Source organism: Paenibacillus sp. 32O-W (assembly GCF_007679495.1).
Classification (GTDB): domain Bacteria; phylum Bacillota; class Bacilli; order Paenibacillales; family NBRC-103111; genus Paenibacillus_L; species Paenibacillus_L residui.
Genome location: NZ_VEGP01000015.1, coordinates 36,272 through 50,678 on the forward strand (window position 1 = coordinate 36,272; position 14,407 = coordinate 50,678).

Here is a 14,407-nt window from a genome sequence, read left to right on the forward strand (position 1 = left end):
GTCTGCCGGCAAACTAAATCTCTGAAAAGCACATCTTGGCGAGCAGGGAAAGAAAGGAGCCGGTGGCCGTGGATCATTCGCTGTTTCCGACAGGGGATCATCAGGCGCAGCACAATACGTTTGGAATGCCTGACGGGTTCATGAGCGAAGCTTCAAGCGTACTTCATGAGAACGGATCCCGAAATGGAAAGCCCCAGGAAGCGCCTTCTGCGATGGGACTGCCCGCTCCAATGCTGATCGGGCCGTCGGCAGCCCCCTTCCTGGAGGGCGAATATACACCAAACATAAACTCCTTATGGTTTAAGCTGCGTTTATTTTCGGAATGCGAGCAGGTGAGGCTCGCTAAAGATGCCCGGGGCAAATTTACTCCCCATTACGAGCGGAGGGATATCGTCCACTGCAAATTTTCGGGTGTCGGATCGGAATATAGCGGGGGGCACTATGCTGTGGTATGGGAGGATAATCCGTATTTTGAGGATATTACCGTCATCCCGGCCACCAGCCAGCGCAAGACGGAATATGCCAACGTCTTTACGGTGGGGAAGCTTCGCGGACTTCCGCAAGGCCAAACCACCCTGCTGGTGTCGGATTTGACGAGAATTTCCCGCAGAAGAATTACTTCCCGGCACGGGAAGCTTCATCCGGCCTGGGAAACACGCATATGCCAGGCGATTGCGGTGACCTTCGAGAATGAGCGGACGCTGGAGGCGCTTGTCCGGGATGAGTGCGGTCCGGCCATGCCCGAGAATCTGCCGTTATTTGCCGGGCTGCGCTTCCGTCCATCCCGTCTGATCCGGTATGACCGCAATGCGGAAGTATTGATCTATCGGCTATGGAACGATGTCAAGGAAGAGGAGCTTCCGCTGCTGCAGCCCCGAAAGCCATTTTCCATTAAAAGGAAGAAGGCTCTGCTTAAAAACCTATTTTACGGCAATGATGAAGAGAGATCGGAAGCGCTGGAGCTCTATGAAAGCTATTATAGGCTTTAAGCAAGATTAGGGCTCAATAGTTTCGAAAATGGGAAAGGCCGTCCCGTCAAATCATCGACGATGATCTGCAGGGCGGCCCCTCTTTGGCTTATAGAAGCGATTCGGCGCCATCAATGAATATTTCCGTACCGGTTATATGGCTGGATTCGTTAGAGGCGAGGAACAGGACCAGATCGGCGACCTGCTCCGGCTGCCCCGGCCCATGCTCCAACGGCTGATTGCCTTGCGGATAGTTAACCGGAATTTTAATAGCTTCTACGGCCGGTGTCGGATGGGTATTTTCCTGTATATTCGTCTGAATGGCTCCCGGACAAATGACGTTTACCCGGATCTTATAACGCGCCAATTCCAGAGCGGCCATCTTGGCAAAGGCGAGCTGTCCCGCTTTCGACGTGCTGTAAGCGGACATGCCGAAGCCGGAAAACTTGCGGCTGCCGTTAATGGAGCTTGTAATGATGATGCTGCCCCCGTTCTGTTTCATATGCGGAATGGCATATTTGACCGTTAAGAAAGTACCCTTCAGATTCGTCGCTAGCGTCTGATCCCAATCTTCGGGGGTCAGGTCTTCGATAGGGGACAGGGTGCCGTTAATTCCCGCATTGGCGAAGACGATGTCAATCCTCCCCCATTGGTCGGCTGCTGCCCGGATGGCTTGTTGGACCCGCTGAGGGTCGGAAATGTCCGTATCGACGAAGACCGCTTCGCCCCCCGCCTGTTTAATCTGCTGCTCGACGGCTTCGCTGCGGTTGTTCTTCAAATCGACAAGGCATACTTTCGCTCCGTGCTCCGCTAGTTTCAACGCGGCCGCACGCCCGATTCCGGAGCCCGCCCCCGTAACGACAGCAATTTGATCCTTGAGCCGGGGCAGCGCGGCCGCTGCCTGGTTTATGGCTTCAGTAACCGCCATGAAATCCCTCCTCCATTGAATATGAAATCCGTTTTTAATATTCCTTGGATGGATGGATTTATTCTTGGACGGCGGCTAACGATCATTCCAGTTCCATAAGCGGACTTCGCCCAGTTGTATCGAAGCGATCCAGTCTTCGTCCCGCAGCTTTAACAGTTCTTTGGTCGGCCCGGTAACAGCAACTCCATACAATTGGATTCCGTTCTCTTCAAGGTAGGAAATCCGTGCATCTAAATTCAGATCAAACGCCACATAATTCGCAATCCTTTTATACTTCTGCAGCAAGTACAGTGTCTTCATAAAATTTTCGTTCCGAATCTTGCCGTCCAATGAATCGACCGGAGGGGCGGAATACCCCCGTGAGACAGTTTTTCCGAACAGACCGCGTTTCTCTACCGTTTGACCGGTCATGGTCCAATCGTCATGGTGCCACATCGGATAATAGGGAAAGCCAATCGGACTCATGGTTCCGGAATCATCTCCGGTATAGACGGCGAACCATTCCGGAGACATATTTTTGCCATCGAATATCTTCAGAAGCTCCTCAGTCGAATAAAATCGGTCCAGGGAAAGAAAAGCTTCCGCCACCGTACCTTCAGGCAGCTTATCCAGAGTCGCCCATTCTCCCGCAAACCCCGATTCCGCACTCTTCTTCTTTTCCCCCTGATACAGTTTAGTCCGGTTCGGGTCGACAAATACGAAACGCTGCGGTTCCGTTTCCGTTCGCCATACAACGTCTTTGCTGCGGGGCAGGCCAAGAAACATATTCATGGAAAAATCGCCGATATTGATGCGCGCATCGCCGATCTGTTTGTTCAGTTGGCCTTTGAAATCGACGTTGTAATATGCGTTGGTATTAAAGCTTAAATTTAACGAGACATTGGGTTGACTAACAGCTACGGCCGAACGAATAACGTCTCGATATAGTTCAGCACGGTTCGGAGAGCCTGTGCCGAAATACAGTGCAGTAATGAGGGAGCTGACGATCGAGAAGATTATAAAAATCGCCAGTACCGTGCATGCATTGCTGATCCGGGCGCGCCATTTCCCTTTCTGAATGATCCTTCTTTCTCTTTTGGCCGCGTGGGGATCACTCTCATCTTGCTGGGATTCTTGCCTGGCCAGCCGGTTTTCTTCGCCCATGACTTCATCTAAATAGGCTTGATATGCTTCCATCTTCTCCAGCTCTTTTTCCATTTCCGCCTTTTCTTCGGCTGAAAGCTTGCCTTCGGCGTAATCTTTCAGTTGTTGTTTAAAGCGCTCGCTCAATCGACATCATTCCTTTCTCGATTTAGCCGCAGTTTTTGCCTCGCCCGGAACAGCAATATTTTAAAATGGGACAAACTGACTCCCATAATGCCGGCGGCTTCTTTATAGGACAACTGGTGAAAATCGTACAGCAATATCGCTTGCTTCTGATGGTCGGGCAGACCGGCAATCGTCCGTTCAATGCCTCCCCAATATTCCCGGCGCATGATTTCCGTTTCCGGGGTGCCGGCATCGGAAAGCTGTTCAAAATAACCGGCTTCTTTTGCATCGCTTCGTTTTTCTTTTCTCTTGAAATCAACAAATGCGTTATAAGCCACCTTAAAAAGCCAGGGTTTGATTTTGTCTTCCCGGCACTGCTCCAAGAACAAATACGCCCGATAGAAGGTTTCCTGGACCAAATCTTCAGCCGTATGATGGTCGCAGGAAAGGGAGAGCAAATAACGGTACACGTCTTTCATGTATAGTTGATAGATTTCGTCCAACGATTTTCGTTTCATTGACTCCCCCCTTCACCCAATACACGTTTAAGATTGGTAAAAGTTACAGCCCGTTTAACCAATTTGCAACCGCCTTTAGAATATCGTCGGCCGGAAGGAGTGACGGTGTCTTTAACCAAACTATTGTGAAAAAGCTCTGACTACGATATTCTGTATAAGTACAAACTTTTGAAAAGCTGCAAAAAACTTAAAGAAATCGCCGAATGTGCCGAAAATCTTAAAAACTTAATAAATTTTTAAGAAAATGTGTACTTTTTAGTCACATTTTTTTAATTTCAAATTAAGGTAAGCAATGTATCCTTATAAGAAATCAGTTGAAATTGTCTTTGGCATTTTCAATGCAAGGGAGGAAAGGATGATGATCACCACACCACAAACCGTCAAATCCTGGCTGGATAAATTTAATGTAAAATCTGCGGCAAAGCCTCAGGAAGCGAAAGCATCCACAAGATCCAGAAGAAGGAAACAGAAGCAAGAGGCTAAGAAATGTCCGGTTTGCCAGAAAACACATAACGTTAATTTCATCTCATCGATTAAGCATTGGTACTGCGTTCAATGTGATACCGAGTTTGACCGCAACAACGTGATCTTCGTATATGATGATAACGGGGAACTCATTGAGGTCATTTCGGACAAGCCCGGCATTTGGAATCATTTGAAGCTGGGCAAGACGAAGAAAGGTATCATAATGACGCTTACCGTATAAGATTGGATGAAAGATAATCATAATGATAATCCATCAGCCTGGAACAAGGCGCGATTGACAAGAAGGCCGAACCGGCATATCCCGGTTTGGCTCTTTGTTTTGCCATTAAAAGTTCATGATTATAGCCCTAATGGGCCATACCGTTCGTGGGCGTCAATCGATATGGTGAAGAGATAGGCGTAAGACATGCACTTTTCTCCAATATAAAATCGTTGTGCATTTAGCCGAATTTATTGTAACATTCAGACTAGATAAAGGCAGGAAGGGGACCGAAGCAATTGCTTAAAGCAAGGCATTGGTTAATTATAGCGCTGCTGATGCTGTTTATATGGCCTCAGCAGGTATCGGCACATGCATCCTTGATCCAGGCAGTTCCCGGAGAGGATAGCCAGCTGGAGGAATCTCCGGAAAGGATTGTGCTTACGTTTAATCAGGCGCTGGAGCCTAACGTGCAGATCAAAGTGGTGGATTACCGCAAGAACGAAGTCACCCGGGAGAAAGCAGTTTTGAGCGAGGACAGGCAGGAGCTTAGTGTCGGGCTGCCCAAGCTTCAGAATGGTACGTACACCGTCACGTACCGCGTTTCTTCCGCGGATGGTCATACCGTCGCCGGATCTTACGTATTCACCATCGGAGAGCCGGATCCCGCCCAATTGGCGGCCCAGAGATCGGCATTAAGCGGCTCCGGCAAGCTTTCCTGGAAGATGGGGCTGTTAGAATATGCTGCTTATCTCATCAAAATACTTTATTACATTAGCTTGCTTTGCTTGACCGGATGGGTGTTCTGGAGATTGTTTTATCGCAGGACACCCGAATTGGTCGCCCAGATTGACCGGAAGTGGTCGTTAGGCTTGCAGCGGGCCTATCTTCTGGTGCTTATCCTGCTCGTCGCAGTGGAGCTGCCGTCCGCATTGGGAGAATGGACGACGGAGAACCTCACTTCATTCATCGGGACCTCCAAGGCCATTTCATGGATGGTATCCATCGGCTTGTCCCTGCTCGGATTTGTTATTCTGCATCGTTCCAGGCTGGCCGATGCGGCCTGGCTTGTGCTGCTATTGGCAGCCAAGAGCTTCACCGGCCACGCGAATGGCCTGGTAGACGGCAAGAATGCGGTGCTGATAGATCTGATCCATCTGTTGGCTGCGGCCGTCTGGGTCGGGGGACTGCTATACCTTACGGCGCATTGGCGCAGGAACAGAGAGCATGCTCTGCAGTTTCTGCCGCAATTTTCTTTCCTGGCGTTGGACAGCATGATATTGCTCGTTCTGTCAGGCGTGTTCATTCTGCTCCTGTTCCTTCCGAACCCTGCTTATTTGCTGTATACCCAGTGGGGAACCGCGCTGCTGATCAAGATAAGTCTGGTGCTCATCGTGATTGTAGCCGGGATTGTCGTCAGACGCTTTATTAAGAAGAAGAAATTCAGTTCTTTAATGACGGCCGTCAAAATCGAAATCGGGCTTATGGTAGCGATAGTTTCCATTGTCGGAGTGCTGACCGCTCTGAATCCGCTGCCCCCCAATAAGCCATTGAACTGGCATGAGATGGGGGAAGAGCTCCATATGACGGCCAAGATTGCTCCGAATATACCTGGAGCGCGCAACACGTTCACCCTTCAAGTCTGGGTTCCTAAGGAAGAGGGAGAGCCGCAGAAGGTTCAGATGATTCTTAAGCATATTAACGAAGACGGAATTGAACCGATCCCGATTCCGCTGCAGCCGGCTTCCGCCAATAAGGAACAGGGCTGGTTTCCCGGATATACACAGTATGTATATAGTTACGAGGGCTCCTCGCTGGCATTCCCCGGGGAATGGACCGTAGAGGTACGAGTCACTTTGGCGAATGGGGAGAAGAAGGAATACGAGAAATCGATGAAAGTTTATTAAGGTTAGATTAAAATGGGGTTGTCCGAAAAGTGGTATTTCAGCCCGCTAACTAAAAAAAAGCAAAACCCAAGGATGCCGTAAAATCAACATTCTTGGGTTTTTCATTTCACTGCAATTTACTCTAAAATGGACTTTTTGGACAGCCCCTGTTTTCATTTTACTTGATGTGGTATATGATTAGCGCCATAAGGAATTTTGATGAGTTTTTTAGGAACGGGGGAAGTAGGGTGGAGCATCACCGAGGCCGCAGGAAAACCAGGCAGCCCGCCTGGGCTTCGCTATGGGAAATAACTAAAGTCTCGGCCAGGCTGGGACTGACCTCCTTCGGGGGACCGGTTGCCCATTTGGGCTATTTCCGCAATGAGTATGTTGAGCGCAGACAATGGCTGGATGACCGCAGCTATGCGGATCTGGTCGCGCTATGCCAGTTTCTGCCCGGACCTGCAAGCTCACAGGTCGGCATTGGAATCGGCCTGATGAGGGGAGGCTGGACCGGGGCTGTGGCGGCATGGCTGGGCTTTACTCTGCCCTCTGTCCTGCTTATGATTCTGTTTGCTTATGCGGTTGAAGGCTTGGGATGGGCCGATACAGGCTGGGTTCACGGATTGAAAATTGCCGCCGTTGCGGTGGTGGCGCAGGCGGTGCTCGGGATGGGGAGAAGTCTGGCACCGGACCGCGGTCGCATAGCCATATTGTTCGGGGCTGCGATCACTTCTCTGCTGTGGCCCTCCGCCTGGACCCAGCTCCTTCTGCTGGCCGCAGCGGGCGGACTAGGCTGGGTGCTGTACAGGCAGAATAACGGGGAGCCCGGCCCCTTCTCCCGAGTGCCGATCAGCAGATCAGCCGGGGCGGTATCGCTGGCTGTGTTTGGCTTGCTGCTCGTGCTGCTGCCTGTGCTGCGGTCGCTGCTTGCCTGGGATACGCTCGCTCTGTTCGACAGCTTCTACCGCTCAGGCTCGCTCGTATTTGGGGGCGGGCACGTAGTCCTTCCGCTTCTGGAGAGGGAAGTAGTTCCCGCAGGCTGGATTACGCAGGAGCAGTTTATCGCCGGTTACGGGGCTGCACAGGCTGTGCCCGGCCCGCTGTTTACCTTCGCGGCATATCTGGGGACAGTAGCGAACGGCTGGTGGGGAGCGATAGTGGCTACCCTCGCTATCTTCCTGCCCGCCTTTTTACTCGTGATCGGGGTGATGCCGTATTGGGAACGCATCCGCCGTCATGCCGCAGCCCGAGGAATGCTTGCGGCGGTGAACGCGGCGGTGGTAGGCATACTGCTGGCTGCCCTTTATAACCCGGTATGGACGAGTTCGATTCATACTTCCGCTGATTTCAGCCTGGCTCTGGCTTCTTTCGCACTCCTGGTATACGGGAAGCTTCCACCCTGGATGGTGGTAGCGTTCGCCGCGCTCGCCGGTTTGGGGCTGTCTCTGCTCTAATCATCCGCTGAAAATGGTGCACTGGTGCGGCACCGGTGCTGGCGCTAGTGCTCCTGCGCCAACATTGAAGAAGACGAGCAAAAGTGCAGGTCTTTCACCGTAAAATCGCGAAATTCAAGTAAAATGGCGGAATTTACCTGCACAATTGCATGTCTTTGGCCGATTTCAAGCAAAACCATGAAAAAGACCTGCACAATTGCGGGTCTTTTTTCAACTTTAACTAATTCCTCTTGAGGAGAAGACAAGAACGGCCCTATGGCGGCGCGGTTCGGCGACTACTTATCGGATCTTAAGAAAAGGACGTTGTCCGTCCCCGTCCAAGCCTCCGCGCGACCCTAGGAGGCTACTACCGGCTGGCAGCCGCGGCGTTCTTGCCTGCGGTATAGCCTGTGGCGAAGGCCGCCGTAATGTTATAACCCCCCGTATAGCCATGGATGTCCAGCACCTCTCCGCAGAAAAATAGGCCGGGCATCTTCTTGGACTGCATCGTTCGCGGATCAACCTCTTTCAGATGGACGCCTCCCCCGGTAACGAATGCTTCTTTAAGCGACAGCGTACCATTCGCTTCGACGGGGAAGGCTTTGATCGTCCGGACAAGCTCCTCCCAAGGCTGCTTGGGAAGGTGATCATAGGTAACGTCTTCGCGAAGGCCCGCCTTCTTTAATAGAAGGGGAATCATTTTGTCCGGAAGCCTCTCTCTAAGGACATTCTTGATCGCTTTCCTGGATTCTTTCCGCGCCAGTGCCAGCAATTCATCGCTAAGCTGCCCGGCGTTTTGCTCCGGGAGGAGATCGATGGTCAGAGTGACCGTCGTCTTGTTGGAGCGTTTAAGCTCCTTGACGACGAATTGGCTGCAGCGAAGCGCTGCCGGACCGGACAGGCCGAAATGCGTGAAAATCATGTCTCCTTCATGGGTAATGATTTTTTTCCCTTTGGCATTCCAAACGGAAAGAGTAATATTACGCAGGGACAGCCCTTGAAGCTCCTTGCTCTGGATGAAGGATTCACCAGACGTTATGGGCACCTCGGTCGGATATAATTCGGTGATGGTATGCCCGGCTTCCTCCGCCCACGGATACCCGTCTCCGGTGCTTCCGGTATGCGGCACCGACTTGCCGCCTGTAGCGATAATGACGCAGGACGACCGTATTTCTTGCCCTGATGCCAGACGGATTCCGGCGGTTCGCCCATCCTTGTAGAGCACGCGCTCCACCGGTTGGTTGACGAGAATGTCGACTCCGAGGCTGCGAACCTTGCGGATCAAGGCATCCACTACGGTTTGCGCCCGGTCCGATACCGGAAACATTCGACCCCGGTCCTCTTCTTTAAGCGGAATTCCCAAGCCTTCGAAGAAGGCAATAATATCCTTGTTGCTGAACTCGGCGAAGGCACTGTACAAAAACCGCCCGTTCCCCGGAATATTAAGAATGATCTCATCTATGTCTTTCGCATTCGTTACATTGCATCGGCCGCCTCCGGAAATTCCAAGCTTGCGGCCAAGCTTGTTTCCCTTATCCGCAACGAGCACCCGCGCCCCGTGAGAGGCGGCGGCAATACTGGCCATTAAGCCGGAAGGACCTCCTCCAATGACGATTACATCATAGTCCATTCCATTACGAACCTCATTTCACTTCAGAACTTGTAGACCGTTATATTGTACCTTAAAGGCCTTAGGAATAGAAATGAATCTTCTTCAAGCGGCTGATAAATCGCATAGGGTTGGCACATAATACTGGCAGAAAGGAGCGATGACGATGAAGAACCGATCCAACAACTCCAAGGAACAGCAGCTGCAGGAAAAGCAGAACGAGCGGCGCAGTAAGGAGCAGGAGATGGCTCGCGGCAAGAAGCTGGACGGACCTAACCGCCCATCTACCTAGGAGGTTGGTAAGAAGATGGATGAACGTAAACAGGAGATGGACGAGGGATCGATAAGGGATCAGACAGGACAAGAAGACCTCGATCCATTCGAAATAAACTTTCTGCCGGAATTCCGTAAGGGTCGCGGTCCTCGGAAGCCATTCGTCAATTCGTTCGGAGTGGTTATCGGAGACCATGATTATGAATCCGAGAATTCTCCGCTGGAGCAGTGGACAACAGACACCGATCCGGCAGTGATGGCAGGGGATCAATGGGTCCATCCGTTCAAAGATACCGGGTTTCATTCGAATGAGAATCGCGATTACTTTGAGAAAGGCATTCCTCCGCAAAGCGGGATTTTCATGCATCCGGACAAAAACTCCTCCTACAAGTTCAATCTGGGCAGGGGGGAGCCGGAAGAGGATTCAGGGAAGCGAAAAAACGGGCAAGAACAAGAATAAGGAAGGATGGGCCGAGCAAAGCCCGGGCTTCCTGCAAAGACTGCCTTTGCATTCACTCCCCGGGGCGGTATAATAAATAAAGATTATACACTAGCATATAGGGAGTGAACGATATGTCAATGTCCTTTGACGCATATATGAGAGATATGGTTCAGCCGATGCGGGATGAACTGACCCGAATCGGTGTGAAGGAGCTGCGGACCCCGGAAGAAGTGGTCGAGAACTTGGAGAACGCCAAGGGAACCGCGCTGCTTGTCGTCAATTCGGTGTGCGGCTGTGCCGCGGGCCAATGCCGTCCGGGAGTGGCTAGAGCTCTTGAGCACGATGCCAAGCCGGACCATCTCTTCACCGTATTTGCCGGGCAGGATAAGGAAGCGACGGCTAAAGCCCGCGAATATATTACCGGGTATCCGCCTTCATCTCCTTCCATTGCCTTGTTTAAAGACGGGGAACTGGTCCATTTCATCCAGCGCCATCAGATTGAAGACCGTTCCGCCGAGATGATCGCGAACGATCTGACTCAAGCCTTCGATAAATATTGCCGGTGATAGGCGCGTTTTAAAGTTAGACCTTCAGATTTAAAAAGGTAACCAAAAATCCTGTTAGGCGGTTAAGCCGTAACAGGATTTTTATTTGCTTGCCCGTCATCGGGGATAATTTGATTCATTCGTTCGATGATTTCATGTTTCCTGGCTTCCCCGGCATGCTCGGCGATGATCCGGTAGCCTTCTCCGACATTAGGCTTGCGCCGGACGTTATGGGCATCGGAAGCCAGTGTGTGAACGAGGTCGTTCTCCAGCAGCCATAGAGCGAATTTCTTGGCATCTTCGTTATTGCGGCCGGCTAGGCTGTCTGCCGATACCTGGGTCCAGGCTCCCCGTTCGATGAGACCGGTTAACAAGGCCGGCATCTCCCGGAAGAATCCGTGTCTTTCCGGATGGGGAATGATCGGTCTTACTCCCTTAGCGATCAGGAAGTCAATGACCTCAATGGAATCCGGCATATAATTCGCCCAGGGCTGCTCCAGCAGAATAAAGGTTTTATCACTGTCCAAGTGCCAGTATTCTTCATTCTCCGTCTGCTGATAGAACTGCTCGGCGCTCTTAAGCGTCACTTCGTGGCCGCAGGATACGGTGATCGGAAGGCCCTCTTTCTCCAGCGCATCCTGAAGCTGTCTTACTTTATGATAAGTCACGGATTTAGGGACATGATACACCGTGTTGAAATGGGGAGTGGCCACAATATGGCGGACACCGTCTTCATAAGCTATTCTGGCCATGGCGACAGATTCCTTCAGGTCGCTCGCCCCGTCGTCTACACCGTCTAAGATGTGGCAATGGATATCAATCATCCTGATTCTCCTCTCTATTATGGAATGTTATCCATTGACTCTATGCTACCAGGGTCTTTTCTGTCATCCTAACAAAAGTACAGGTAAAAATCCACTTGATTTTGGCGGGCGCTTTCCGCAAACTAAGGTTAAACTGATAGCAGAGAAACAAAAGCAAGCCGATAAATTCGGTGCTTGAATCCATTTATTGAAATGAAAGGGAAAGGGTGAAGTGGCCATGTCGTTGCAGCGTCAAATTATTGAAGCACTCGGAGTACAGCCGGTCATAGATGTGGATGCGGAAATCCGCAAGAGAGTCGATTTTCTTAAGAAGTATGTCAAGGATAGCGGGACCTCCGGTTTGCTCATAGCCATCAGCGGAGGACTGGACAGCGCGGTAGCCGCCGGTCTGTGCAAGCAGGCAACGGACGAATTATCGCAGGAAGAGGGTAAGGAATATATGACCCTCGGAGTTTTCCAGCCGTATGGCCGGCAGGAGGATATTGAGGACAGCTACGCGGTAGCGCAGGCGTTCGACTTGAAATATAAGACGGAGACGAATATTGAGGAGGCGGTGGATGAAATCGCCCTGGAGGTCGAACACAGCCTGAAGGGGCTTGGAATTCACAAACATATCAGCATTCCGGGCAAAGGAAACATCAAGGCCCGTACAAGAATGGTCGTACAGTATGCCCTGGCTTTCGAGCTGAATTTGATCGTTGTCGGCACCGATCATGCTTCTGAGGCACTAACCGGATTTTTCACCAAATATGGGGACGGTGCGGTCGACATCAACCCGCTCAGCTCGCTGAACAAGCGGCAGATCAGTCAACTGGCCGAGAAGCTCGGTGTTCCGCGCAGCGTCATCGACAAGGTGCCTACAGCCGGACTGTGGGAAGGACAGACCGACGAGAAGGAGCTGGGCGTCTCGTATGAGGATAACAGCAGCTACCTGGAAGGTAAGGAGATTGACCCGGCCAGCGCCGAGAAGCTAGAGAAGCATTACCTCCGTACGAAGCATAAACGGGAAAAGATCCCCGGCATTTAATAAGGTCGGTGGAATCAGTTCGATGAAAATCCTCTGCTGGACCTGCAAATGTGTTGGTCTTTAGCACTCAACTTTCGGTGCGACCAAGCTTGCATGGGGGACTAACTGTATTTTGTACAGTTAAATTCAAGCGAATGGGCGAAAATGATCAAACTACCTGGAAAAACTACAGTTAGAATGGGCAACTTTGGGCGAAACGGCTGTTTTGGCGCAAACTAACTGTAGGTTTTCCATTTAATATTCCTATTTCCCCCGAATATAGAAAATTAACTGGATGAAATCCATTTAGACGCTCATGCCTCTGGCTGTGGCACCATCAGATAATGGAAATAAATAGATTTTTTTAAGGTAGTTTTCAAATTTCACACTAATGAAGGTAGCGTCACAAAGCTTGTGTAAGCTGGCGGGGTTATCCAGCTCCTGGACAGCCCGGCCGGGACGATGAATAAGAAATATTTAAAGCTCGGTGGAAGACGCAGCCCAAGCGAAGGCGCGGGAAGCGGGTTTTTATCTGCTTCCGGGTCATCCATCCGGATAACGTTCCGCAAACAGATCATAATGAAGCACGATTTTCAGGCTTAGTGCCAATAAAAATGGACGCCATCCCCTATAGCTGTGATTTAAAATTTTGGTGCATCATCAAGCTATTTCTTTGTTTAGAATGGTTTATTGACACTTCCACTTAACCAAACAAAGCGGTGTTGTTCTGTCAAGACCCTATTATTTCGGGGCATTTTCCTTTATCTATAAGGGATCCCCGTCAATCTGAGTCTGCGAAAGTTGAGTTTAGAATAAGTACTTGAACCGGACAAATTTCGAGGCCGCCTGCCTAGATAGGAAGGGACACAGACGTGATCATTGGAGTCGGGACCGATATTATTGAAATTGCGAGAGTACGGAAGCTGATGGAGGAGCCATCGGGCCCCCGCTTTGTAGAGCGGGTTCTTACTCCCGATGAGCGAAAGCTGGCCGAACAGCGTCAGGCCAGGCTCCATGAATATGTAGCCGGACGCTTCGCCGCCAAGGAGGCTGTGGCGAAGGCTTTGGGCTGCGGGATAGGCAGACAGGTAGGCTTTCAGGACATCGGGGTGCTTCCCGATTCGAACGGGCAGCCGCAATGCCGATTGTCGGAGGCTTCATTAACCCGGTTGGGCCTGGCAAATATACAGATCCATCTAAGCATCTCCCATAGCGAAACTATGGCGACGGCTTTTGCGGTAATCGAAAGGGCGGAGTGACGGCACATAACGGACAGGCCGGTATTCGTCGGGGCAGGAAGACCGGGGTACGAGCATAGGGAATCCCGTAAGCTTGCCGATCAAGCAGATAAAACCTCCATCCGCTAAATAAGCGGGGTGGAGGTTTTAATGAAGGATCAAGCGCCCTTCTACTTCTTGGTAGACAACCAATCGGCCAATGCATCGATTTGATCGGCGCTCAGAGTGTTCTTGAAGGCGGTCATCCCGTTGCCGCCGTTCTCGATTTTGGTCGCGATCTGATCCTTGGACAGCTTGCCGCCGACCTTCGTCAGGTTCGTATTGCCTCCAAGCTTTCCTTCCAGATTAGCTCCATGACATGCTATGCAGTGCTGCTTAAACAATGCTTCCGCATCGACGGTGGTCGCCGGCTGCTTTCCGGTTTCCCCGTTAGGTGCTCCCGGGGCAGGGCTTGCGGTTCCGGCATCGTCCTTCTTGCCGGCGCAAGCAGCCAAAGCGGCTATAAGCAGCAGACAGAAGATAAAGACCATCACTTTTTTCATTATCTTGTTCATCCCCTTATCTATTGTTAATCATCCATTCGCGATAAGCTTAAGGTTTCCATTCTCCCTGTGCTTCATTCATGAAAGGAGGACGGGGATAATAACATGGACCAGGCTCATTCACCCGTATGACATAAGGAATTTCGATCCAATCCCGATAAGGTTGCTTAGTTACGGAAATTAAAGTAAATACTACCGGAATGATATCTATAAGTTTAGATGAAACTTGCTTTCTATGCTAAAATACTATACAGCAAAG

Annotated in this window: 16 protein-coding genes; 9 read left to right on the plus strand and 7 right to left on the minus strand. The window is 51.0% G+C overall.

Features of this window, described 5'->3' with window-relative positions; translation table 11 throughout:
- The first annotated feature begins 35 nt into the window (after positions 1 to 35).
- Positions 36 to 989: a type II toxin-antitoxin system PemK/MazF family toxin gene (locus FS806_RS08360; RefSeq protein WP_222126614.1), complete on the plus strand. Its 954-nt coding sequence runs from the start codon at positions 36 to 38 to the stop codon at positions 987 to 989.
- A gap of 88 nt (positions 990 to 1,077) precedes the next feature.
- Here the strand turns inward: FS806_RS08360 and FS806_RS08365 are convergent, their stop codons facing one another.
- The 3 genes from FS806_RS08365 to FS806_RS08375 form a co-directional block, all read right to left on the minus strand.
- A complete protein-coding gene (locus tag FS806_RS08365; RefSeq protein ID WP_144934417.1) occupies positions 1,078 to 1,896 on the minus strand; it encodes an SDR family oxidoreductase in 819 nt (272 codons plus the stop codon).
- Between the two features lie 75 nt (positions 1,897 to 1,971).
- Positions 1,972 to 3,165 carry an anti-sigma factor gene (locus FS806_RS08370; RefSeq protein WP_144934419.1) on the minus strand — a complete coding sequence of 398 codons (1,194 nt, stop codon included), beginning with the start codon at positions 3,163 to 3,165 and terminating at the stop codon, positions 1,972 to 1,974.
- The gene (locus tag FS806_RS08375; RefSeq protein ID WP_144934421.1) at positions 3,162 to 3,662 is read right to left on the minus strand and encodes a sigma-70 family RNA polymerase sigma factor; all 501 of its coding nucleotides are present in this window, start codon (positions 3,660 to 3,662) and stop codon (positions 3,162 to 3,164) included. Before FS806_RS08375 ends, FS806_RS08370 begins: the two co-directional genes overlap by 4 nt.
- 355 nt (positions 3,663 to 4,017) lie before the next feature.
- On the opposite strand from FS806_RS08375, the gene FS806_RS08380 reads away from it, so the two are divergent.
- From FS806_RS08380 to FS806_RS08390, 3 genes are all read left to right on the plus strand, one after another.
- A complete protein-coding gene (locus FS806_RS08380; RefSeq protein ID WP_222126615.1) occupies positions 4,018 to 4,368 on the plus strand; it encodes a hypothetical protein in 351 nt (116 codons plus the stop codon).
- Positions 4,369 to 4,646: 278 nt separating this feature from the next.
- Positions 4,647 to 6,254, plus strand: a complete 1,608-nt coding sequence (locus FS806_RS08385; protein WP_144934425.1) for a copper resistance CopC/CopD family protein — start codon at positions 4,647 to 4,649, stop codon at positions 6,252 to 6,254.
- Positions 6,255 to 6,481: 227 nt separating this feature from the next.
- Positions 6,482 to 7,690, plus strand: a complete 1,209-nt coding sequence (locus tag FS806_RS08390; RefSeq protein WP_260982030.1) for a chromate transporter — start codon at positions 6,482 to 6,484, stop codon at positions 7,688 to 7,690.
- 44 nt (positions 7,691 to 7,734) lie between these two features.
- Here the strand turns inward: FS806_RS08390 and FS806_RS26090 are convergent, their stop codons facing one another.
- Together FS806_RS26090 and FS806_RS08395 are read right to left on the minus strand one after the other, a co-directional pair.
- Positions 7,735 to 7,935 carry a hypothetical protein gene (locus FS806_RS26090; RefSeq protein ID WP_222126616.1) on the minus strand — a complete coding sequence of 67 codons (201 nt, stop codon included), beginning with the start codon at positions 7,933 to 7,935 and terminating at the stop codon, positions 7,735 to 7,737.
- Positions 7,936 to 8,036: 101 nt separating this feature from the next.
- The gene (locus tag FS806_RS08395; RefSeq protein WP_144934429.1) at positions 8,037 to 9,299 is read right to left on the minus strand and encodes a BaiN/RdsA family NAD(P)/FAD-dependent oxidoreductase; all 1,263 of its coding nucleotides are present in this window, start codon (positions 9,297 to 9,299) and stop codon (positions 8,037 to 8,039) included.
- A 145-nt stretch (positions 9,300 to 9,444) separates the two neighbouring features.
- Here FS806_RS08395 and FS806_RS26640 point away from each other — a divergent pair, with 145 nt between their 5' ends.
- From FS806_RS26640 to FS806_RS08405, 3 genes are all read left to right on the plus strand, one after another.
- Positions 9,445 to 9,570, plus strand: a complete 126-nt coding sequence (locus FS806_RS26640) for a hypothetical protein (RefSeq protein ID WP_255452992.1) — start codon at positions 9,445 to 9,447, stop codon at positions 9,568 to 9,570.
- A gap of 15 nt (positions 9,571 to 9,585) precedes the next feature.
- On the plus strand, positions 9,586 to 10,011 hold the full coding sequence (locus FS806_RS08400) for a DUF3905 domain-containing protein (RefSeq protein WP_144934431.1): 426 nt from the start codon (positions 9,586 to 9,588) through the stop codon (positions 10,009 to 10,011).
- Positions 10,012 to 10,124: 113 nt separating this feature from the next.
- Entirely contained in the window at positions 10,125 to 10,559 is a 435-nt protein-coding gene (locus FS806_RS08405) for a BrxA/BrxB family bacilliredoxin (protein WP_144934433.1), read from the plus strand.
- Between the two features lie 62 nt (positions 10,560 to 10,621).
- Here FS806_RS08405 and FS806_RS08410 read toward each other — a convergent pair whose 3' ends face one another.
- Positions 10,622 to 11,362 (minus strand): tyrosine-protein phosphatase, encoded by a 741-nt coding sequence (locus FS806_RS08410; protein WP_144934435.1) that lies wholly within the window; start codon positions 11,360 to 11,362, stop codon positions 10,622 to 10,624.
- Positions 11,363 to 11,579: 217 nt separating this feature from the next.
- Here FS806_RS08410 and nadE point away from each other — a divergent pair, with 217 nt between their 5' ends.
- Entirely contained in the window at positions 11,580 to 12,389 is an 810-nt protein-coding gene (gene nadE, locus FS806_RS08415; protein WP_144934437.1) for an ammonia-dependent NAD(+) synthetase, read from the plus strand.
- 851 nt (positions 12,390 to 13,240) lie between these two features.
- A complete protein-coding gene (gene acpS / locus FS806_RS08420) occupies positions 13,241 to 13,627 on the plus strand; it encodes a holo-ACP synthase (protein WP_144934439.1) in 387 nt (128 codons plus the stop codon).
- Positions 13,628 to 13,776: 149 nt separating this feature from the next.
- Here acpS and FS806_RS08425 read toward each other — a convergent pair whose 3' ends face one another.
- A complete protein-coding gene (locus FS806_RS08425; protein ID WP_144934441.1) occupies positions 13,777 to 14,148 on the minus strand; it encodes a c-type cytochrome in 372 nt (123 codons plus the stop codon).
- Positions 14,149 to 14,407 lie beyond the last annotated feature (259 nt).